Consider the following 21,618-nt stretch of genomic DNA (forward strand, 5'->3'; position numbering starts at 1 on the left):
TCTGAGGCCCCCTCAGCCCCCTGCCAGGCGAGGGGGCCTCAGATTGCGCGCACCACCTCAGGGGCGCCTCTGGGCTTGCGGGGCAATTCCCCCTAAACTCCGAGATCATCCCCCATCGGAGGACGAGTGCGACTTCGACGCCTGATCGCGGCAGCGGCCCTGCTCGCCGTACTCCCGGCCACCCCCGCTTTCGCCGACGACCCGCCCCCGGCCTCCGACAAGCTCGAAGAGAGCATCGCCGTCGGCACCGGCCCGGTACGCGCCATCGTCGAGCTGACCGACCCGGCCCAGAACGCCCCGATCGCCGGCGCCGCCGCGCAGAGCGACGTGGAGGTCGTTCTCCAGCCGGCGACGCAGCCGTTCGTGGTCGTGAACGGCACCGCGGAAGAGCTCGCGAAGTTAGCCGAGGACCCGAGAGTCACCGCCGTCCGCCGCGACCGCGCCTACCCGCCCACGCTCTCCTCCAGTCTCAAGCAGATCGGCGCCGACCAGGCCCACGCGCAGGGCTTCACCGGCGCCGGCCAGACGATCGCCGTCCTGGACACCGGCATCGACCGCGACCACCCGTTCTTCCAGAACCGCATCGTCGACGAAGCCTGCTTCTCCGCCGTCGACCAGGGCGTGGAGTCGCTGTGCCCGAACGGCTCGACGACCCAGGTGGGCCCCGGCGCGGCCGACGCCGAGATCGACAAGTGCGTGCTCGGCGGCGCGAACATCTGCGACCACGGCACCCACGTGGCAGGCATCGCCGCGGGCAGCGGCGGCGTGGCGCCCGGGGCCGGGATCATCGCGGTCCAGGTGTTCAGCCGCATCAACGACGCGGAGACCTGCGGCGAGCCGTCGTGCCTGGGGGCTTACGAGTCCTCGCTGCGCCTGGCCATGGACCACGTCGCCACGCTCGCCGCCACCCGCCCGATCGCCGCGGTCAACCTCAGCCTGGGCGGCTGGCCGACGATGACCTCCTGCGACGACAGCGAGGAGGGCGCCGCGTTCAAGCCCAAGGTCGACGACCTGCTGGCGAAGGGCGTGGCCACGGTGGTCGCCGCGGGCAACGAGTCTTTCACCGGCGCCTCCTACCCGGCCTGCGTCTCCTCGACCGTGGCCGTCGGCGCCAACGACGACGGCGACAGGATCGCCGACTTCTCCAACAGCGGGGCTTTGCTGGACCTGTTCGCGCCGGGCGTGGACATCGAGTCGTCGGTCCCCGACGACCAGATGACGTCCTACAGCGGCACCTCGATGGCCGCGCCGCATGTGGCGGGGGCGCTGGCCGTACTGAAGGCGCAGAACCCGCAGGCGCCGATGCCGGAGCTGATCGAGAAGCTGAGGACGACCGGCCGCCCCTACGCCTACGACGGTGTCACCACGCCACGCCTCGACCTGCAGGCCGCCCTGACCGGCGCCACCCCCGGCCCGCCGATCGAGCAGACCCCCACGCCGGGAAACCCGGAGGACCCGGACCCGGAGAACCCGGACCCGGGAAACCCCGACCCGGACCCCAGCGGCCCCTCCCCCGAGCCCCAGCCGGACAACCCCCAGCCCAGCCCCGTCCCGCTGCCCACCGTGACGGTGACCGTGACCGTGAAGGCCACCCCGCCCGCGGCCGTCTGCAAGCGGGGTACGGCCGGCAAGAAGCTGACCGGCAAGCAGTGGGCCGTGGAGATCCACCGCAACACCGGCACGATCCCGGACACCACGCTCACCTGCTACCTGCGCATGGTCGGCAAGGCCAGCAAGGTCTTCCCCGAGGTGACCAAGGCCTCGTCGCTGGGAACGGCGTACCGGGTGCTGAAGGGCACGTCAGGCGCGCGGGCCAAGCTGGACGCGGCGTTGCTGAGGGGATGGCTGAACTGGTCGAACGGCACCGGCTCCCTCCAGACCCTCCAGTCAGCGGAGAAGGTCCGCCTGAGCACCAAGTCCTCGGCAGCTCAGCTTACAAAGTCCACAAAAACCCTAAAGGGCAGCTAATCATCCGGAACTGCCGATATCCGCATAACGGAGCCATCTCAAACTCCCAAACCTCGTAGGCCCCTCAGTAAGCTCAGGCCCCACGACCATCACATGTGGGGATTTTTCCGGCTGTCATCAGTCAAATCGGCGCATGAGCTATTGGGGGGCTTTCCAATATCAGAGCTCTGCTTCGGCGCGCCACGCCGCTGACGGCGTCCCACTGCCTCACGCCTGCCTGCGTGTCCGGGCGGGCGCCTACCCTCGGAGGAACAGTGAGACTACGGTCTCTGCTCGCCGGCGCGGTCGCGCTGGCAGCGACCTCGGCCGCACTCGTGGTGGCCCCGGCCGCCCAGGCGGCCACCGCTGACCCGGTCGTCAGCGCGGAGTTAAGGCAGGAAGCGAAGACGGAGGCCGTCCGCGCGATCATCGAGCTGGCGCCCGGCGCCAGCGTCAAGGACGTCGCGGCCGCCGCCGAGAAGGCGTCCGCCAAGGCCGACGTGATCGAGGATGACGCCTCGGCGAAGTTCTTCGTCGCGGAGGTGGACGCGGCGACGCTCTCGGCGCTGAAGAACGACAAGCGCATCAGGTCCATCCAGAAGGACGAGCTCAGCGCGGCCACGCTCGACGCCAGCACCAAGCTGATCGGCTCGGACAAGGCGAACGAGGCCGGCTGGACCGGCAAGGGCCACACCGTCGCCGTCCTGGACACCGGCGTCGACAGCGACCACCCCTTCCTCGCGGGCCGGCTGGTCGGCGACGCGTGCTTCTCCTCGAACTTCCAGAACGACGAGTACAAGTCCGAGTCGCTCTGCCCGAACAAGAAGGACGAGCAGATCGGGCCGGGCGCGGCCAACGCCGAGACCCAGCGCTGCATCGCCGGCGGCGTCAACCAGTGCTCCCACGGCTCCCACGTGGCCGGCATCGCGGCCGGCAAGAAGACCGCGGGCGCTCCGGCCAACGGCGTGGCCCCCGAGGCCAAGATCATGCCGATCCAGGTCTTCAGCCGCATCGTCACCGCGAGCGTCTGCGAAGGCTTCGGCATCCCGGCGCCCTGCTACCTCAGCTTCAACTCCGACCAGAAGCTGGCGCTGGAGTACCTGGCGACGGTCGCCACGGCGAACAACGTCGTCGCGGTCAACATGAGCCTGGGCGGAAACGTGAAGTTCACCGCGCCCTGTGACACGGGCGACGCCGCCGCCATCAAGCCGAACATCGACGCGCTCGCGGCGCTCGGTGTGGCCACGGTCATCGCCTCGGGCAACTCCGGGTTCCAGGACGGCGTCAGCAGCCCCGCCTGCATCTCCTCCGCCGTCAGCGTGGGCGCCACCGACGATGGCGACGCCGTCGCGCCGTTCAGCAACCGCGGCGCGCTGCTGGACCTGTTCGCGCCGGGCGTCGGCATCAACTCCTCGGTGCCGAACAACGTCTACGGCAACAAGAACGGCACCTCGATGGCCGCCCCGCACGTCGCGGGCGCCTTCGCCGTCGTGAAGCAGGCCTACCCGGCCTACAGCCCGGCGCAGATCCTGGCCAAGCTCCGCACCACCGGCAAGCCGATCACCTACTCGGCCGAAGGCGGCCCCCAGGTCACCACGCCGCGGATCGACCTGGCCAAGGCCACCCCGCCGAAGCCGACCCAGTCGCCGACGCCGACGCCGACGCCCACGGTGACGCCGACCGTGACGCCCACGCCGACCCCCACGGCCACGGTCACGCCGACGCCCACCCCCACGCCGACCAAGACGCCGACCTCGCAGCCGGACCCGGACCCGATCTCGATCGACCCGAACCCGGAGCCGGTCCCCGACACCTGCGAGCGCGGCAAGGGCACCAAGCCGCTCAGCTCCAAGGCGTGGGCCACGGAGATGCTGAAGACCAAGGGCTCGCTGTCGGACAAGACGCTGATCTGCTACCTGTCCATCGCGCAGAACGGCAGCAAGGTCTTCCCCGAGGCGACCAAGGCCGACACCCTGGCCCGCGCGTACAAGGTGCTGAACACGAAGTCGAAGGCGGGCAAGGCGCTGCTCGACCGGGAGCTGCTGGCCGCGTGGCTGAACTACGCGCACGGCGTGTACAACTCCTCGGCCAAGGTGCACGGCACGACCACGCTGAAGAAGGCGATCACGATCGCCGAGAAGCACCGGACCGGCAAGGCGACGACGGCGCAGCTGAAGAAGTCGGCCGTCTTCCTCTACCGGCACGTCAACAAGTAAGGAACGACTGATCGCCGTCCCTCTCCGGGTGCCGCCCCGGAGAGGGACATGTCGCTTAGGGTGTGAAATATGGACCCAGGCAAGGCGATCTTCGAAACCGTCGACAAGCTTCGCCAGCGGCGCACCGCCCCGCTCGTGCTGGAGCTCGATCTCACCGAGGGGCTCACCGAAGGGCCTCCGGCGGATCCGCTCTCCGCGCTGCTGTCCATGCGCAAGCCCCGCCTGGCCGACGTGCTCGGCGGGCTCAAGCGGGCCAGGCACGACTCGCGGGTCAAGGCGCTGATCGTGAAGATCGGCGGGCAGCCGCTGGGCCTGGCCATGGTGCAGGAACTGCGCCAGGCGGTCATCCACTTCCGCGCCTCGGGGAAGCTGACCGTCGCCTTCTCCGAGACGTTCGGCGAGTTCGGGAACGGCACCGTCCCCTACTACCTCGCCTCCGCCTTCGAGCGGGTCTACCTCCAGCCGAGCGGCGACGTGGGACTCACCGGCGTCGCGCTGGAGGCGCGCTTCATCAAGAACGCCCTGGGCAAGCTGGGCATCGCCTACGAAGGCGCGCAGCGGCACGAGTACAAGACCGCGGCCAACATGTTCACCCAGGACCACATGACCGAGCCGCACCGCGAGTCGATGACCCGGATCGCCGAGTCGGTCACCGAGCAGGTCGTGGCCGGGATCGCGGACGGGCGGCGGCTGGATCCCGAGAAGGTCAGGGAACTGGTCGACCGGGGGCCGTTCATCGGGAACGAGGCGGTCGAGGCCGGGCTGGTCGACCGGCTGGCCTACCGGGACGAGGTCTACGACGAGGTCAAGAAGGCCGCGGGCGCCGACTCGATGCTGTTGTTCGTGTCGCGGTACGCGAAGGCGCCGGCCGTACGGAAGCTGCCTCACCCCGGGGCTGACACGGTCGCGCTCGTGCACGGCAGCGGGCCGATCAGGATGGGCCGCAGCGGGCGCAGCCCGCTCGGCGGCGGCGGTGGCGCGATGGGGTCGGACACGATCGCCGCGGCGCTGCGGGCGGCGCGCAGGGACGAGCACGTCAAGGCCGTGGTGTTCCGCGTCGACAGCCCCGGCGGGTCGTATGTCGCCTCTGACACGGTCTGGCGGGAGGTCGTACTGACCCGCAAGACCAAGCCGGTGATCGTGTCGATGGGTGACGTGGCGGCGTCGGGCGGGTACTTCGTCGCGATGGCGGCCGACGTCATCGTCGCGCAACCGGGGACGCTGACCGGGTCGATCGGGGTGTTCGGCGGCAAGCCGGTCCTGTCGGAACTGCTGGAGAAGGTCGGGGTCAGCTCCGAGCTGATCTCCCAGGGGGCCAACGCGGGGATGTTCTCGACGTCCCGGGCGTTCTCCCCGGAGCAGTGGGACCGGGTCAACGCCTGGCTGGACCGTATTTACGATGACTTCGTGGGCAAGGTGGCCACGGGGCGCAAACTCACCCGCGAACGTGCGCACGAGCTCGCCCGCGGCCGCGTCTGGACCGGCGCCGACGCCCTCGAAGGCGGCCTGGTCGACGAGCTCGGCGGGCTGGAGGACGCCCTGGTGCTGGCCCGCAAGCGCGCCGGGCTGGCCGACGACGCGCCCGTGCGCACCTACCCCCGCCTGAACCCGCTGGAGCGCCTGCGCGGGCCGGACTCCAGTGAGGACCGCGCCGCGGCCCTCACGCGGATGCGCCTGGAGGCCTGGGGTCCGCTCGCCCGGCTCTCCGCCGAGCTCGGCCTCCCGCCGCAGGGCCCGCTCGCCCTGCCCGCCTGGTACGAGATCCGCTGATCTTCTGAGTTACGGCAAGCCGCCCCCACACCCCCCGCCGACGCCGGCGGGCGGGTCGGGAGGTGTCGTCAGGCAGTCTGACGTGGTTGCTCGCCGTGACGGCCGGCGGACACCGCCGCGCGGGTCAGAAGCGGCAACCGCAGGACGAACCGGGAACGATCCTCGACCCGGAGCGTCCCGCCGTGCCGGGTGGCGATCTCCCGCGCGATCGGCAGCCCGAGTCCGCTGCCGCCCGGATCCCTGGTCCGTCCTTCGGCGAGCCGCGTGAAGCGCTGGAACACCCGTTCGCGGTCGTCCGGCGCGAGCCCGTCGCCGTCGTCGCTGACCTCCAGCACGGCCTGCTCGGCACAGGTGTCGCCGCGTACCACGAGCCGGACGGTGCTGTCGGCGTGCCGGATCGCGTTGTCCAGCAGGTTGACCAGCACGCGGGTGAGCTGAAGCCGGTCGCCCTCGACGACGACGCCGTTCTCCAGCTCGGTCAGCAGCTTCTTGGCCGGATGCCGCCTGGCCAGCTCGTCGCGGGTCAGCTCGGCCAGGTCCACCGGCTCGGGCCGGGGCTCCATCCCGGCGTCCAGCCTGGCGACGGCGAGCAGGTCCTCGACGAGGAGTTGCAGCCGGTCGGCCGCGCGGTCCACGGCTTCGAGGGCGGCGTGTTCGGGACCGTCGCCGCGGGTCTCCATGAGCGCCAGGTCGACCTCAGCGCGCAGCCCGGTGATGGGGCTGCGCAGTTCGTGGGAGGCGTCGGCGACGAAGCTGCGCTGCTGGCTGAGGGCGCCGTCGAGCCGGTCGAGGGTCTGGTTCACGGTGACGGCGAGGGCGGCGATCTCGTCGTGGCGGCCGGTCTCCGGCACACGCCGGTGGGGGTGGCTGCCGGTGATCTCCTCCAGCTCGGCCGTGATCGCCTCGACGGGCTTGAGCGCGCGCGACACCAGTACCCACGTCAGCACCATCACCCCGGCGGTGCCGACGGCGGCGGCGACGAGCAGGCCGAGCAGGGCGGGCCAGTCGTAGAGGTAGCCGGGTTTGGGGGTGGCGACGTAGACGGACAGGTCGGAGGCGGCGTTCGTGGGGGTGATCGTGAAGCCGACCACGATGAGCTCGCGGCCGTCGTGCCGGACGACGCCGTCCCAGCGGAAGTCGTCCTGGGGCGGGAGCTGTGTGGTCAGCGGCGGCTGCCCGGCCAGGTCGGGCGTGCTGCCGAGCACCTTCCCGCCCTCGGCGACCACCTGGACGCTCTGGCCGCTGACCGACGGGATCGGGTTCGGCAGCGCGTTCTCGCTCGCCAGTATGGCCAGCCGCCGGGCCGCGGTCGCCAGTTGGTCGGTCACGCTGTCGATCTCCGAGCGATATCCCTGGACGGCCAGGCCGGTGCACAACACCAGCGCAAGAACAGTGGACACCAGCCCGGCGATGACGCAGCTGCGCGCGCGAAGGCTCACGCGTTTACCCCCCTTTGTGCGTTTTGGGGGAACGCCTACTGGCGAGTAAAGCTTCCGGATATTTCAGTATTTACCCAGGTCAGGATGGACCTGGCCGTGCCAATCCTTCGCCCTGCCCGCCGGATCCGACATCGGGTAAAAACTCGAAGTCAGGACGCGAAGAAGGAGCGCAGCGCCGGGGCGAGGGCGGCGGCGTCGACGTTGTGCGGCTGCCCGGCCAGCGTCTCGCGCCGCGCGGCGGGAAGGGCGGCGGCGAGGCCTCGGCGGAGTTCGTGGCCCACGGCATCGTGCCGCCGTCGAGGACCAGGGTGGGGATCGCCACCCCGGCCATACGTTCGGCGGACAGGGAGAAGTCGCCAACGACCATGGCGTCGTAGATCAGGGTGTGGGCGGCCTTCTCCATGCCGGGCCACATCGGCATGCCGCGCATCGGGGTGACGAACTCGGCCGGCAGCCCGACCGCCGCGGTCAGGAACAGCTCCACCATGTCGCCCCTGCGGCCCTGCTCGCGCAGCGCGACGAGCCGGTCGAGGTAGTCGACGGGCACCGGCGGGCGGGAGTCGTCGATGATGTACGGGGCCTCCCAGACGGCCAGCTTGGTGATGGGGAGCCCGTTCAGGACCGCCTCCAGCCCGATGATGCCGCCGCCGGAGGAGCCGAAGACGTACGCCTGGCCGCCGGCCTCCCGGATGACGGCGTCGAGGTCCTGGTAGACGCGCTCGACGGTGAACGGCTCGGTGTCGCCGCTCTCGCCGGAGCCGCGCCGGTCGTAGTTGTACACCGTGAACGAGTCGGCCAGCAGGCCGGCCAGCGGCGCGTTGACGGAGCGGTCGGTGGCGCCGCCGCCGCCGATGATGACCAGCGCGGGCCCCTCGCCGATCCGGTCGTAGGCGAGGGTCGTGCCGTCCTGGGAACGAACGGTGCTCATGGTCTTCTCCCTGTCTGGGGGTCGCTTGCCTCCAGTGTTCTAGCGACAAAAGAAATTGTCAAGAACAAAAATCCTTTCGGCGAACGGCATGCGGCCTCCCAGCCGGGGATCGGAGAAGAGGGGTCAGACCGGGCGGTAGCGGCCGCGCAGCCGTACCAGAGGGTCGACAGTGGGGGTCACGTAGTCGACGGCGAGCACCCCGGCCACGAACAACGTGTGGTCGCCCGCCGGAACCACCCGGGCGGTCTCCAGTTCCAGCGCGGCCACCCCGCCCCCGACGATCAGCGCGGAGGTACGCGGCCCGCGGTGGTGCGGCACGCCGGCCACCAGATGCCGCGCCGACGGGCGCCCGGCCGTGGCGAACCGGCTGGCGACGGCCGCCTGCCCCGACGACAGCAGGGAGGCGGCCCAGAGGTCCTGGCGCAGCAGTACCTCGGCCAGGTAACCGCGGCTGGTCAGGGAGACCAGCACCAGCGGCGGGTCGGCGGAGACCGACATGAGGGCGGAGACCGTGACCCCGAGGTCGTCGCGGTCGTCACGAACGGTGACGACCGCGACGCCGGCGGCCAGCTGGGCCATCGCCTCGGTGAACTCGCTCAAACTCAGCCGAGCCCGTTGGCCGACAGCCACTCCTTGGCCACGGTGGCCGGCTCGTCCTTGTTGACGGAGATCTTCGTCATCATCTCGATCAGCGACTGCGTGGAGAGCTTGGCGGAGACCGCGTCGAGCGTGGTCTTGATGGTGTCGTTCGCGCCCGCCTTGTAGACCAGCGGGGTGACGTTCTGGGCGGGGAAGATGTTCTTCGGGTCCGCGAGCGGGACCAGCTTGTTGGCGATGATCTTGGGGTCGGTGGTGAAGACGTTGCCGACCTGGATCGTGCCGTCCTTGATGGCGTCCGCGGTGGTGGGGCCGGTCGGCTTCCACTCCTTGAACTCCAGGCCGTAGACCTCCTTGAAGCGGGCCTCCCAGCGCTTCTTGAACTCCGGCGGGCCGCCGACGACCATGGTCTTCGACACCTTGGCCAGGTCCTCGATGGACTTCAGGGAGTCCTTGGTCGCCGACGCCTCGGAGACCGACAGGCTGTCCTTGTCCTCGGCGGGCGAGGAGGCGAGGATCTCCAGCGTGTCGGGCAGCTTCTCCTTCAGCGCCGCGTCCACGTCGGCGGTGGTGCCGGCCGTGGTCTTGGGGTCGATGAAGGCCAGCAGGTTGCCGTTGTACTCGGGCACGATGGTCAGGCCGCCCGCCTTGACCTGGTCGTAGACGACCTCGCGGCTGCCGATGCGCGGCTTCTCCTCGACCTGGACGCCCTTGGCCTCAAGCGCCTGGGCGTAGATGGAGCCGAGCAGGACGCTCTCGTCGAAGTCGAACGAGCCGATGATGGCCTTGCCGCCACCGGCGGGCGCGCTGCTGGCGGCACCGCTGGGCTGGGCGCTGGTGGTGTCGAGCGGGTTGCCTCCCGAGCCGGAGGATCCGCAAGCGGCCAGCGCGAGTCCGGCCGACAGCAGCACCGCAGCGGTGCTGAAGATGCGTTTCATCAATATTTCCCTTCTTAGCGGGGGGTTGAGTAGGAGACTAGCGAACTCTCTGACTAACCCCCGGAGAGACGCTCACCCGCTGGACGAGGGTGAACGCCAGCTGCACCACCAGAGCGAACAGCACAATCAGTACAGAACCGCCGACCACGCTCGCATACTCCTTGGTGGCGAATCCGTCGATGACGAAACGCCCGAGCCCGCCCAGGCCCACGTACGCGGCGACGGTCGTGGTGGCCACCACCTGGATGGCCGACAGCCGCAGACCCAGCAGGATCAGCGGCAACGCCACCGGGACCAGCACCCGTCCGAGCACCTGCCCGCCGCGCAGGCCCATCCCGTACGCGGCGTCGCGCAGCTCGGGATCCACACCCCGGATGCCCTCGAACGTGTTGACCAGGATCGGCGGGATCGACAGCAGCACCAGCGGGATGATCACCGGCAGGATCGAGGCGGTGCCCAGCAGCAGCACGAACAGCACGAGCATGCCCAGCGTCGGCAGCGCCCTGGCCAGGTTGGCGGAGATCACCACGATCACGCCGCCCTTGCCCGTGTGCCCGATCAGCAGGCCGAGCGGGATCGCGATCAGCACCGCGAGCACGAGGGCCAGCACCGAGTACTCCAGGTGCTCCAGCAGCCGCATGGGGATGCCGCCGGGCCCCGTCCAGTTCTCGGGGTTGCCGAAGAAGTCCGTCAGCCAGTTCACGACGCCCTCCTCGCCCGCACCCACGGCGTCAGCAGCCGCTGCGCCAGCACCAGCAGCCCGTCGGCGACCAGCGCCAGCAGCACGATGCCCACGATGCCGACGATGACCGGCGGCAGGAACGGGTTCTGGTAGGCCCGGGTGAACAGCATCCCGAGCCCGCCCTGGCCGATGAGCGCGCCGACGCTGACCAGCGAGATGCTGGAGACCGCGACGACCCGCAGGCCCGCCAGCACGACCGGGGTCGCGATCGGCAGCTCGACCTGGACCAGCCGGCGGACCGGCGTGAAGCCCATGGCCACGGCCGACTGGCGGACGTGGTCGGGCACCGCGCCCAGCCCGTCGACCACCGACGGGATCAGCACGGCCATGGCGTAGAACGTCAGCGGGATGATCACCGTTGTCTGCGACAGCCCGGTCACCGAGATCAGCAGCATGAAGATCGGCAGCGACGGCAGCGCGTAGAGGATGTTCATCAGCCCGGACGTGGGCTGGTACAGCCAGCGGAAGCGCACGCACGCCAGCCCCAGCGGCAGCGACAGCACGAGCGCCGCCACGATCGGCACCAGCGACATCACCAGGTGGTCGCTGAGCAGGTTGCTGATGCTGCCGACCCGCCCGGTGTCCCAGTTGCGGGCGAACCACTCCCAGAGTGTTGGCGGACCGTCAGACATCGGCCGCCTCCGCGAGCGCCTCGTCGAGGGCCTCGCGGGTGGCCACGCCGACCACCTTCCCGTCCTCGTCCACGGCCACCGCGCAGCCCGAAGGCGACAGCAGCGCCGCGTCGAGCGCCGACCGCATGTTGTCCTTGCCGTGCAGGAATGTCCCGTACGGCTCCCGCTCCTCCGGCCGCCTGGGCGTGACCCAGGCCACGGGCCGCCGGTCTGGGGTGACGATGAGCAGCCAGGGCTCCTCGGAGTTCGCGGGGAACGCGTCCTCGGGAACGGTCAGGTCGGTGCGCAGCCGTAGCCCCGCCGCCGAGATGAACTGCAGGCGCCGGATCCCCCGGTCGTGCCCCAGGAACTCGCGCACGAACTCGTCGGCGGGCTCCGACAGCAGCGTCTTGGGATCGGCCAGCTGCGCCAGCCGCCCGCCCACGCGCAGCACGGCCACGCGGTCGCCGAGCTTGATGGCCTCGTCGATGTCGTGGGTGACGAAGACGATGGTCTTGTTCAGCTCGGACTGCAGCTTGAGCAGCTCGTCCTGCAGACTCGTCCGCACGATCGGGTCGACCGCGCTGAACGGCTCGTCCATGAGCAGCACCGGCGGGTCGGCGGCCAGCGCCCTGGCGACTCCGACGCGCTGCTGCTGGCCTCCCGACAGCTGGAACGGGTAGCGCTGGGCCATCGCCGGGTCGAGCCCGACCACCTCCAGCAGCTCCATGGCCCGGTCGCGGGCCTTCTTCTTGTCCCAGCCGAGCAGGAACGGCACCGTGGCGACGTTGTCGACGATCCTCCGGTGCGGGAAGAGCCCGGCCTGCTGGATGACGTAGCCGATCCCCCGGCGCAGCGTCGGCGGGTCGATCGTCTGTACGGCGGTGCCGTCCAGCAGGATCTGCCCGTCCGACGCGTCGATCATGCGGTTGATCATCCGCAGTGAGGTGGTCTTGCCGCACCCCGACGGCCCGACGAACACGGTGATCTGGCCCGTGGGAGCCTCAAGGCTGAGGTTGTCCACGGCGACCGTTCCGTCTGGATAGCGTTTGGTGACAGAGTCGAACGTGATCACGCGTGACCTTCCGTTCGTGGCGGGACCGTAGCCCCCCTGCCACGTCCGCCGCATGATCTCTTGCGGACCTCAGACTACGGCGATGAGGGTGCTTCTGTCCCATCGGCCTGTGCTTAAACGCTTCACCGACCTGGGAGGATTCATATCAAATGACGTTCTCATAGTGCGCAACACCGGTAGGAGTTGGCATGATTGCCAGCACAAACTCCGACGCCGCACCCCTCACCCCCAAGCGTCCGTTTTCCACCAGAGGATCCGGCCCAGTGACTCAACCGCTCACCGATCAGCGCTCCCGCAACGACCTGATCGCCGAGCTCTACGACCGTCACGCCACCGGGCTGTTCGCGTACTGCGCGGACCAGCTCGGCGACCCAGCCTCCGCCGGGTACGCGCTGGTCGCCGTGCTCTCCAGCGTGCCCGCCCAAGCGCCGCCGCGCGCCGCCCTCTACGCTCTCGCCCGCCGCGAGATCCACCGGCGCGACATCGTCTACGCGCCCCCCGTCGTCGACCCGCTCGTCGACCCCGCCTCCGCCCTGGTCGAACGGACCCTGCGCGAACTGCGCCCCCACCAGCGCGAGGTCCTCCTCCTGTGCGAGGTCTGCGGCCTGACCACGACCGAACTCGCCTGGGTGCTCGACGTCGCCCCCGACACCGCGGAAGAACTGGCCATCAGCGCCGCGCACCGCTTCCGCCAGACGCTGTCCACCGCCCTGGCCTGCACGGGCGCGCGCGTCCCCGCCGCCGTCGCCGACGTCTACGGCGCCCTGTCGGTCGCGCCGCTGCGCGACATCCTCTGCCGCCTGCCGTGGCCCGCCCCTGCCGCCGTACTGCGCGTGCACGTCGCGGGATCCCGTACGGCCGGCGCCGCCCCCCTCTTCGTCAAGCCCCTCTGGCCCGCGCCGCCCCGCTGGCCGCAGCCGCTCGCCGAATCGGACCCCAGGACGGCGACGGGCATCTTCCCCACGGAACTCCTCACTCCCCCGACGGGCCGCGCCGACCACGAGGCCACCACGGCCCCCATGCCCCGCCTCCGCGACCCCCTGCCCGGCCCCCCACCGCTGCTGGGCACCTCTTCCCCCCGCGACCGATCCACCGGCTCCCCCACCCGCGACGCATGGGGCTCTTCTCCCACCGGTGATGTGCTGGGCGGCTCCGCCACCCGTGACCTGTGGGGCTCCTCACCCACCGGCGATGTGCTGGGCGGACCTTCCACTCGCGATCAGCCGGGCACTTCTCCCGCCCGTGACCTGCCGGGCGGCTCGCCCGCTCCGAACCCGCAGGCAGGATCGCCCGCCCGGCCCTTCACCGCGTATCCGGTCAGCGACCCGCTCGCGGGGACGCCGCTGGCCGGGAACCGTGCGCATGGCCCGCTGACCGGGGACCGTACCCGCGACCCGCTGACCGGGGACCGTAGCAGCGACCCGCTGACCAGGAGCCCCGGGCAGGACCCGCAGGGCGAAGCGCCCGTGCGCGGCCCGTTCACCGCGGCTCCCACCCGCGATCCGTCGGCCGGGGCGCCCCACTCCGACGCGTTCACCCCCGGGCGGGACCCCTTCGCCCCCTTCACCGGCGCCTCCGCCCAGGAAGAGCCGTCGAGCGCCGATGGGGAGGAGCCGGGGTGGCGTGCGGGCCTGCCGCCCAGGCCCAGGGTCCGGGACGGGCTGCCGCCGAGGACCGGGTTCTTGCTGTCGGCTCCGGTGCCCGCTGACGTACTCGACGACCCGCCCACCGACATCATGCCGCCGCTGGACCTGCCCTCCCCCGGAGACGTACTCGTCCACAGCTCCCGGACGGACACCCCTGCGCCCGGCCCGCCGACGCCCGACCTCCCGGACCCCAGCCGAAGGCCGGAGGCCAGCCGGACGCCGGAGGCCGGAACCACGGACACCGGCCGGAGCTCGGGGGACGCGTTCTCCGCCTTCCAGCCGTTCACCCGGACCCGCCGCCCGGCCGGCGAGCCCGTCTACCGGCTCCCCATGCCCTCCGACATCCTGGCCGCCAGCGACCCCGCCCGGCTGGACCAGCCCGACGAGGACCCAGACGCCCTGAGAGCCCCCTGGGTCTCGGCCGAAGAAGACCCGGCCACCTCTCCCGAACCGGCCCCCGAGTTCTCCTGGGGACGAGACGACCGCAGGACGCGGGCCGACCGCGACCCGCTGGACGGCCGTAAGGCGCCAGGACGCGACGGCCGCGTCCAGGGCAGGCCCCGGCTCGCGGCATCCCGGCAGAACATGGGCGCCAAGCAGGCCACCGGCCCCCGAAAGCCGTCACGCCCGGCGGCCAAGAAGCAGGCGAGGAAGCGCAAGCAGCGTAAGCACCGCGACTGGGCGTGGGAGGTGGCGGGCTTCCTGATCTGCGTGCTGATCGCCATGCTGGTGTTCTTCGCGGTCCCGGTCATCGGCTCCCCCTGACCGCGTCCCCTGCCAAGAGCCCGCGCCCACCTCCGCCTGGCCGAACCCGTGCCTGGCTCCGGGAACGGCGCTCCGGCGTCCGGCTGACTCCGCCCGGGGCTCCGACTTGGCGGGTTCCGGCCGGCCCCGATCGGGCTCCGATTCCCGGATTCCGGTTAACCCCGACCGGACAGCGTCACCTCGGTCGGCCTGTCCGAACCAGGAACTCCCCTGGCATCGCCGTGCCGGCCTTCCCCTGTCCGCCTGACCGGACCCAGCGGGGGTGGGTCAGGGGGAGGAGAGGATGAGGCCGCTGGTGGGGACGCCGGTACCGGCGGTGACCAGGACGTTCGACACGTCCTTGACCTGGTTGACCGAGGTGCCCCTTACCTGGCGGACGGCTTCGGCGATGCCGTTCATGCCATGGATGTACGCCTCACCCAGCTGCCCTCCGTGCGGGTTCACCGGCAGGTGGCCGTCCAGCTCGATGCCGCCGTCCGCGACGTACCCGGCCGCCTCGCCCCTGCCGCAGAAGCCCAGCTCCTCAAGCTGCGTCAGCACGAACGGCGTGAAGTGGTCGTAGAGGATCGCGGTCTGCATGTCAGCGGGCCGCATGCCGGAAATTTCCCAGAGTTTGCGGCCGACGACGGACATCTCGGGAAGGCCGGTCATGTCGTCGCGGTAATAGCTGGTCATCATCATCTGCCCGGCGCCCGCCCCCTGAGCGGCGGCCGTGATCACCGCGGGGGAACGGCGCAGGTCCCTGGCCCGGTCCTCCAAAGTGACGACCAGCGCCACCGCGCCGTCGCTCTCCTGGCAGCAGTCGAGCAGATGCAGCGGCTCCACGATCCACTTCGAGGCCTGATGCTCGGCCAGCGTGATCGGCCGCCCGTGGAACCACGCCGCCGGGTTCGTGGCCGCGTGCCGCCGCATCGCGACGGCGACGCGGCCGAAGTCCTCCGAGGTCGCGCCGTAGACGTGCATGTACCGCCGCGCGAACATGGCCACCCAGGCCGCGGGCGTCATCAGCCCGTACGGCACGTGCCAGCTCATCTCCAGCCCCTGCGAGGAAGGCTCCCCGCCGAGCCGGGCATCGGGCTGGCCGAAGCGGCGGCCGGAACGTTCGTTGAAGGCGCGGTAGCAGACGACGGTACGGGCCATGCCGGTCCGCACGGCCATGGCGGCGTGCATCACCGTGCCACAGGCGGCGCCGCCGCCGTAGTGAACACGCGAAAAGAAGGTCAGGTCCCCGATCCCGACCTCGCGCGCGACGGCGATCTCCTGGTTGGTGTCCTGGGTGTAGGTCACCAGGCCGTCGACGTCCCCGGGCGAGAGCCCGGCGTCGTCGAGCGCGGCGAAAACGGCCTCGGCGGCCAGTTGCAGCTCCGAGCGCCCGGAATCCTTGCTGAACTCGGTGGCACCGATCCCGGCGATGGCGGCTTTCATGAGGAAACCCTTCAGGTATTCACGACATCCCGGCCCCGCCCCAACCCGAACGGCGACCGGTCGGAGGAAGCGGCAGGGCCCAACAGTGGACGAACAGATCTGGTCGGTGGCCGGTGGGGTGGTGGCCTGGCTAGCGGTTGGTGAGGTGGTGATGGGGCTGAGGGGCCACGGCGGGGGGCAAAGGGGGCCGTTGCGGCGGGGACCACGTCCGACGTGAGAAGCGATCCCCCCGACCTGGGCCCGCCCATGTCGGCGGGTGGCGTGGGGGTGGCTGTGCCGTAACTCCTAAAGCCCGTGAACTTAAAGCCCGTGAACTTAAAGCCCGTGAACTTAAAGCCCGTGATCGTAAGGGTCGAAAAGCTCGTGATCTTAGAGTTTGGAGGAAGGGATCACGACGGGAGCGAGAGGACCACCGAACCGGTCGCGTGGTCGCCGAGGGAGACTTTGCCGCGGACCTCGACGGTGAATTCCTCGCCCTCGCGCGCGATCACCGCCCCCGTGAACGCCAGCAGGTCCCCCGCGTAGGCCGGCACCCCGAGCTTCACGTTGATCCGGCGGATCACCGCCTCCGGGCCCGCCCAGTCGGTGACATAGCGTTCGACCAGCCCCATCGTGGTCAGGATGTTGAGGAAGATGTCCTGCGAGCCCTGCGCGCGGGCGATCTCGACGTCGTGGTGGACCGGGGTGAAGTCCATGGTGGCGATCGCGGTCGAGACCACGAGGGTGGGCGTGACGCTGATGGACAGTTCTGGCAGAACCATGCCGATTGCGATCTGCTCTCCGGTCAGCGTCCGCATCATGACTCCTGTGGCGTCCACATCGGAAGGATCAGTTCGTCATCCATTGCGCGAAACGTTGCCCGCACCGTCATACCGATACCCACCGCATCCACGGGACAGTCCACTATGTTCCCCACAATCCTCACGCCTTCCGGAAGTTCCACCACCGCCACCACGAAAGGGGTTTCGCGTCCGGGCACGGGCGGGTTGTGGTGGACGACGTAGCTGTAGACGGTTCCCTCGCCGCGGGCGACGATGTGGCCGCGGTTCGCCGAGCGGCAGGCGGGGCAGATCGGGCCTGGTGGATGGCGTAGTTCGCCGCAGTCGGCGCAGCTTTGGATGCGCAGTTCGCCGAGTTTCACGCCGTCCCAGAAGAACTGCGTGTCCCGGTTGACGGCAGGTTTCAGCGGGTACGGCTTGCGCCTTTCCTTAACCCGCGGGCGAAATTTCAGGACCCGGAAGAGCATCTCCGCCACCGGCTCGTCGAACTGGTCATACCAGGTGACATTCCAGGTGGCGAAATATCCCTCTCCGAGGGCGGTCGTCTTCGGCCCGGTAAGTCCGGAAAAGCGGGTGGCCGGAGTCAGCACGTCGCCCAGCCGGGCGTACCGGTGGTAGGTCTGCTCGCAGTTGGTCGCCACCACGCCCGTGTACCCCTGGGCGTTCAGCTCGGCCAGCATGTCGTCGACCGGCGAGCGGTCCCGTGCGTCGCGTCGCACCCCGCCCATGGTCCACACCTGCGCCATGGCCGGAGGCGCCACCCCTTTGTCGAGATAAAGCGGGTTCTGGTCGCCCATGGCGTCGAGCCAGTGCCGGATCATCGGTTCGTTGACCGGATCGGCCGCGGGCAGGCCGCGCAACTCGCCCATGGCCACCTGCCTGCGCGCCATCTCGTGCAGATCGGTCATCGCGGCGGCCTCGGCAGGCTCAGGCCGAGCATGGCGATCAGCTCGCGCTGCACCTCGTTCACCCCGCCGCCGAACGTCAGCACCACGGCCCCCTTCACGCCATGGTCCAGCCGGTCGAGCAGCTCGGCCGTCTCCGGGTCGGCCGGATCACCGAACCGCGCCAGGATGTCGCCCACGATCCGGCCGATCTCCTGCATGCGCTCCGAGCCGTAGATCTTGGTGGCCGACGCGTCGGGCGCGCCCAGCCAGCCGAGGTCCATGTTGGCCGCGACCTGCCAGTTCAGCAGCTCATTGGTGCGGAAGTAGGCGTAGACGCGACCCAGCGCGCGGCGTACGTCGGGATGCCCGTCGTTGCCCGTCCTGCGCGCCCAGGCCAGGAACCGGTCGTAGGTCTGGCCGAGGTTGCCCGCCGGGCCGAGCGTGACCCGCTCGTGGTTGAGCTGGTTGACGATGAGGTCCCAGCCTTTGTCCACTTCGCCGACGACCATGTCCGCCGGTACGCGTACGTCCTGGTAGTAGGTGGCGTTCGTGTGGTGGCGGCCGTCCATGGTGACGATCGGCGTCCAGGAGAAGCCGGGGTCGTCCGTCCCGGCGATCATCATGGTGATGCCCTTGTGCTTCTTGGCCCCGGGGTTCGTCCGCGCCGCCAGCCAGACGTACTGCGCGTAGTGGGCGCCGGAGGTGAACACCTTCTGCCCGTTCACGACATAGTGGTCGCCGTCGAGCACCGCGGTCGTCCGCAGCGAGGCGAGGTCCGTGCCCGCCTCCGGCTCGCTGTAGCCGATCGCGAAGTGGCACTCCCCCGCCAGGATGCGCGGCAGGAAGAACTCCTTCTGCGCGGGCGTGCCGTACTGCATCAGCGTCGGCCCGACCGTCTGCACCGTGATGATCGGGTACGGCACCGCCGCCCGCGCGATCTCGTTGGCGAAGATCTGCTGTTCGAGCGGCCCGAAGCCGGCGCCGCCGTACTCCTTGGGCCAGCCGAGACCCAGCTTGCCGTCGCGCCCGAGGCGGCGGCAGTGTTCCATGTACGCCTCGCCGAACGGGTCCTCGGCGATCTTCTTGCGGTCGTCGCCGGTGAGGCAGGCGCGGAAGTACTCGCGCAGTTCCTCCCGCAACCGCTTCTGCTCGGTGGTGAGGTCGATGAGCATCAGGCGAGCGCTCCGATCAGGTCGAGCTGGGCGTCCGCGCCGCCGAGCAGGTGGGACAGGTGCTTGGCGTGGGCGAAGCTCTTGTGCAGGGGGTAGGTCATGTCCAGGCCGAGGCCGCCGTGCAGGTGCTGGCAGGTGAACAGCGCGCGGAAGGCCTCGCTCACGTGGTACGCGGCCACCGCGACGTCCCTGGCCTCCAACCCCCAGACGGCCGACCACATCGCCACGTCCAGCGCCCGCGAGACCACGTAGACGTCGGCGATCTGCATCGTCACCGCCTGGAACTCCGCCAGTGCGCGGCCGAACTGCTTCCTGGTCTTGATGTACTCGGTGGTCAGCTCCAGCGCGCCCGCCAGGACGCCGCTCGCCTGCGCGGCGACCGCGGCCGTGTAGATCAGGCGGACGCCGTCGGCGTCGTCGGCGACCTTCTCCGCCGGAGTCCGGTCGAAGACCAGCGTGGCCAGCGGCTCGCCGGTCGAGGCGAACTCCGGCACCACCTGGCCGGGACGGGCCAGGAACAGCCCCTCCGCCGCCGAGACCAGCGCCACGTCCGCCACCGCCCCGTACGGCACCGCGCACTTGCTGCCGGTCAGCGTCCAGCCGCCGGAGTAGTGGGCCCGCGTCCGCGGCGGGTCGGCCAGCGCCCTGCCCGCCTCCTTCAGCGCGACCGTGCTCACCCTGGCCTGGCCGAGGCGGGCCTGCTGCTCGCGCGAGCCGTACCGGCTGATCGCCAGGGAGCTGACCAGGACGGGCAGGGCCGGCAGCTCGCGCGCGCCCACCTCACGCAGCACGACGGCCATCTCGACGCCGCCGAGGCCCGCGCCGCCCACGTCCTCGGGCAGGCAGACGCCGAGCAGGCCGGCCTCCCTGAGCTGGTCCTCGCCGGCCTGCCTGGCGAGCAGGTCCGCGGCAAGTTCGCGCAGCTCCCGCTGCGTTTCGTCCAATGCGAAATCCACTAGCTCTCCAATAAGTGCTGCCGCCCGTACCGGGCGAACTCGGTCTCGATCTCCACGACGTCGTCGCCGGTCAGCGGCCGGTAGCCGGTCGCCGTCCGGAGGTACACGGGGTCGGTGGCGCCGTGCCAGGCCTGCCGGGCGAGGACGCGCTTGAGTACCTTGTGGGAGGGGGTCTGCGGTAGCTCCCGGCAGATCCGGATATATCGCGGTACGGCCTTCGCCCCGAGGTCGGCACGCGCGCCCAGGAACTCCGCGAAGGCCGACATCTCGAACCGCCTGTCCGGCACCAGGGCCAGCATCACCTGGTCACCGGCGGCCGCGTCGGGAACCGGGTAGACGGCCGCCTCGACGATCCCCGGCGCCTCGCGGACCACCGCCTCGATGGGGGCGACGGCGAGGTTCTCCCCGTCCACGCGCAGGCGTTCCGTGCCCCGGCCGGCGAAGAAGACGTACCCCTCCTTGTCCGCATACGCCAGGTCACCCGACCAGAAGGCGCCCTCTCTGATCCGCTCGGCGTCGGCCTCCGGGTCGTTGTAGTAGCCGTCGAACAGCCCCAGCCCCTGGACGTTGACCAGTTCCCCGACGGCCTCCTCCGCGTTCAGGAGACGGCCGCTCTCGACGATCGCGGGCGGGCAGCGCTCGCCGGTCGCCGGACTACGGATCTCGACGCCGTCGGGCAGGCGGCCCAGGCACCCGGGCGGCCCCGACGGATCCGGCGTGATCGAGACCGCGGTCTCGGTGGACCCGAACGCGTCGATCACGAAACACCCGAACCGCTCTCCGAACCGGCGGGTCGCGGTGGCGCTGCCCTCGTTCCCGAAGGCGAGTTTGAGCGGGTTGCCGGCGTCGTCGGGGCGCTCCGGGGTGGCCAGGACGTAGGAGAGGGCCTTGCCGACGTAGTGCAGATACGTGCAGCCATATTTCCGGACATCGGGAAGGACGCCAGAGGCCGAGAAGCGCTTCCTGAGCACCAGCGCGGCTCCCGAGGCCACCGCCGGAGCGTACGCCGCCATGATCGCGCCGGAGTGGAAGAGGGGCATCGAGCAGTAGACGACGTCGTCCGGGGTGAGCATGCGGGCCAGCGACAGGCCGGGGACGGCGAGTTTGCGCTGGGTGATCCGTACCGCTCTGGGACGGCCTGACGAGGTGCCGGAGGTGAAGACGAGCATGACCAGGTCGCCGGGGGGCGCGGGCTCCCGATCGTGGGTCGCCTGGAGCTCGTCCAAGGAGATCCGCCGGATGCCCAGGTCCTCGGAGATCGCTCGCGCCGCTTCGGCGTGGACGCCGTCGTACACGATGAGCTCGACGTCGGCGGCCCGCGCGTCACGAACCAGCTCGACCGGCGACCGCGTGGGGTTGAGCGCGACCACCACCGGCCCGCCCAGCGCCGCCGCGCCCACCAGGAAGACCATTTCCGGCACGTTGTCCAGCAAGACGCCCACATGACCGGCCCCGCGCAACCACCCCGCGTAGGTACGGCAGAGCGCGACCTGCTCCCGCCACGACCAGACCCGGTCGGCGTAGTGGAGCGACGGCCCGTCGTCGTCGGCGCGGGCCGCGAGCAGGGCGGCGAACGTGTCCGCGGTCATCCGGCCTCCACCAAGCGCTCGGTCACCAACTGCCGCAAAACTAGAACAGATTCTAATATCTGTCCAGCAACCGTTCCCGCTCAGGAAACACGACTTTTCCTCATAACCGGATGGACATGCGGCTATGCCCCTTCTT

General features: G+C 70.4%; 17 protein-coding genes. 4 read left to right on the plus strand and 13 right to left on the minus strand.

Features of this window, described 5'->3' with window-relative positions:
* Positions 1-126: 126 nt before the first annotated feature.
* The 3 genes from ACIBI5_RS10165 (at position 127) to sppA (ending at position 5,933) form a co-directional block, all read left to right on the plus strand.
* The gene (locus ACIBI5_RS10165; RefSeq protein ID WP_397245198.1) at positions 127-1,968 is read left to right on the plus strand and encodes a S8 family peptidase; all 1,842 of its coding nucleotides are present in this window, start codon (positions 127-129) and stop codon (positions 1,966-1,968) included.
* A 254-nt stretch (positions 1,969-2,222) separates the two neighbouring features.
* The gene (locus ACIBI5_RS10170; RefSeq protein ID WP_397245200.1) at positions 2,223-4,163 is read left to right on the plus strand and encodes a S8 family peptidase; all 1,941 of its coding nucleotides are present in this window, start codon (positions 2,223-2,225) and stop codon (positions 4,161-4,163) included.
* A 69-nt stretch (positions 4,164-4,232) separates the two neighbouring features.
* Positions 4,233-5,933, plus strand: coding sequence for a signal peptide peptidase SppA (sppA, locus tag ACIBI5_RS10175; RefSeq protein ID WP_397245202.1), 1,701 nt, complete (start codon positions 4,233-4,235; stop codon positions 5,931-5,933).
* Between the two features lie 68 nt (positions 5,934-6,001).
* Here sppA and ACIBI5_RS10180 read toward each other — a convergent pair whose 3' ends face one another.
* From ACIBI5_RS10180 to ACIBI5_RS10210, 7 genes are all read right to left on the minus strand, one after another.
* Positions 6,002-7,372, minus strand: coding sequence for a sensor histidine kinase (locus tag ACIBI5_RS10180; RefSeq protein WP_397245204.1), 1,371 nt, complete (start codon positions 7,370-7,372; stop codon positions 6,002-6,004).
* Between the two features lie 79 nt (positions 7,373-7,451).
* Complete coding sequence (locus ACIBI5_RS10185; protein WP_397245207.1) at positions 7,452-8,300, minus strand: alpha/beta fold hydrolase; 849 nt, start codon at positions 8,298-8,300, stop codon at positions 7,452-7,454.
* Between the two features lie 123 nt (positions 8,301-8,423).
* Positions 8,424-8,900, minus strand: coding sequence for a flavin reductase family protein (locus ACIBI5_RS10190; protein WP_397245209.1), 477 nt, complete (start codon positions 8,898-8,900; stop codon positions 8,424-8,426).
* 2 nt (positions 8,901-8,902) lie between these two features.
* Positions 8,903-9,835, minus strand: coding sequence for an ABC transporter substrate-binding protein (locus tag ACIBI5_RS10195; RefSeq protein WP_397245211.1), 933 nt, complete (start codon positions 9,833-9,835; stop codon positions 8,903-8,905).
* Between the two features lie 37 nt (positions 9,836-9,872).
* Complete coding sequence (locus ACIBI5_RS10200; protein ID WP_379612103.1) at positions 9,873-10,538, minus strand: ABC transporter permease; 666 nt, start codon at positions 10,536-10,538, stop codon at positions 9,873-9,875.
* The gene (locus ACIBI5_RS10205; protein WP_184972667.1) at positions 10,535-11,209 is read right to left on the minus strand and encodes an ABC transporter permease; all 675 of its coding nucleotides are present in this window, start codon (positions 11,207-11,209) and stop codon (positions 10,535-10,537) included. Before ACIBI5_RS10205 ends, ACIBI5_RS10200 begins: the two co-directional genes overlap by 4 nt.
* Positions 11,202-12,263 carry an ABC transporter ATP-binding protein gene (locus ACIBI5_RS10210; RefSeq protein WP_397245213.1) on the minus strand — a complete coding sequence of 354 codons (1,062 nt, stop codon included), beginning with the start codon at positions 12,261-12,263 and terminating at the stop codon, positions 11,202-11,204. The genes ACIBI5_RS10205 and ACIBI5_RS10210 overlap by 8 nt, the downstream gene beginning before the upstream one ends.
* 263 nt (positions 12,264-12,526) lie before the next feature.
* Here ACIBI5_RS10210 and ACIBI5_RS10215 point away from each other — a divergent pair, with 263 nt between their 5' ends.
* Positions 12,527-14,674, plus strand: a complete 2,148-nt coding sequence (locus tag ACIBI5_RS10215; RefSeq protein ID WP_397245215.1) for a hypothetical protein — start codon at positions 12,527-12,529, stop codon at positions 14,672-14,674.
* 267 nt (positions 14,675-14,941) lie between these two features.
* Here the strand turns inward: ACIBI5_RS10215 and ACIBI5_RS10220 are convergent, their stop codons facing one another.
* From ACIBI5_RS10220 to ACIBI5_RS10245, 6 genes are all read right to left on the minus strand, one after another.
* Positions 14,942-16,099: a lipid-transfer protein gene (locus ACIBI5_RS10220; protein WP_397245217.1), complete on the minus strand. Its 1,158-nt coding sequence runs from the start codon at positions 16,097-16,099 to the stop codon at positions 14,942-14,944.
* Between the two features lie 389 nt (positions 16,100-16,488).
* Positions 16,489-16,899, minus strand: coding sequence for a MaoC/PaaZ C-terminal domain-containing protein (locus ACIBI5_RS10225; RefSeq protein WP_397245219.1), 411 nt, complete (start codon positions 16,897-16,899; stop codon positions 16,489-16,491).
* Positions 16,896-17,786: a bifunctional MaoC family dehydratase N-terminal/OB-fold nucleic acid binding domain-containing protein gene (locus tag ACIBI5_RS10230; protein ID WP_397245221.1), complete on the minus strand. Its 891-nt coding sequence runs from the start codon at positions 17,784-17,786 to the stop codon at positions 16,896-16,898. Before ACIBI5_RS10230 ends, ACIBI5_RS10225 begins: the two co-directional genes overlap by 4 nt.
* The gene (locus ACIBI5_RS10235; RefSeq protein WP_397245223.1) at positions 17,783-18,937 is read right to left on the minus strand and encodes an acyl-CoA dehydrogenase family protein; all 1,155 of its coding nucleotides are present in this window, start codon (positions 18,935-18,937) and stop codon (positions 17,783-17,785) included. The genes ACIBI5_RS10230 and ACIBI5_RS10235 overlap by 4 nt, the downstream gene beginning before the upstream one ends.
* The gene (locus ACIBI5_RS10240) at positions 18,937-19,893 is read right to left on the minus strand and encodes an acyl-CoA dehydrogenase family protein (protein ID WP_397245225.1); all 957 of its coding nucleotides are present in this window, start codon (positions 19,891-19,893) and stop codon (positions 18,937-18,939) included. The genes ACIBI5_RS10235 and ACIBI5_RS10240 overlap by 1 nt, the downstream gene beginning before the upstream one ends.
* Positions 19,893-21,482, minus strand: a complete 1,590-nt coding sequence (locus ACIBI5_RS10245) for an AMP-binding protein (RefSeq protein WP_397245227.1) — start codon at positions 21,480-21,482, stop codon at positions 19,893-19,895. Before ACIBI5_RS10245 ends, ACIBI5_RS10240 begins: the two co-directional genes overlap by 1 nt.
* Between the last annotated feature and the right edge of the window lie 136 nt (positions 21,483-21,618).

Origin of the sequence: Nonomuraea sp. NPDC050540 (assembly GCF_044457485.1) — a bacterium.
In the GTDB taxonomy this organism is placed as follows: domain Bacteria; phylum Actinomycetota; class Actinomycetes; order Streptosporangiales; family Streptosporangiaceae; genus Nonomuraea.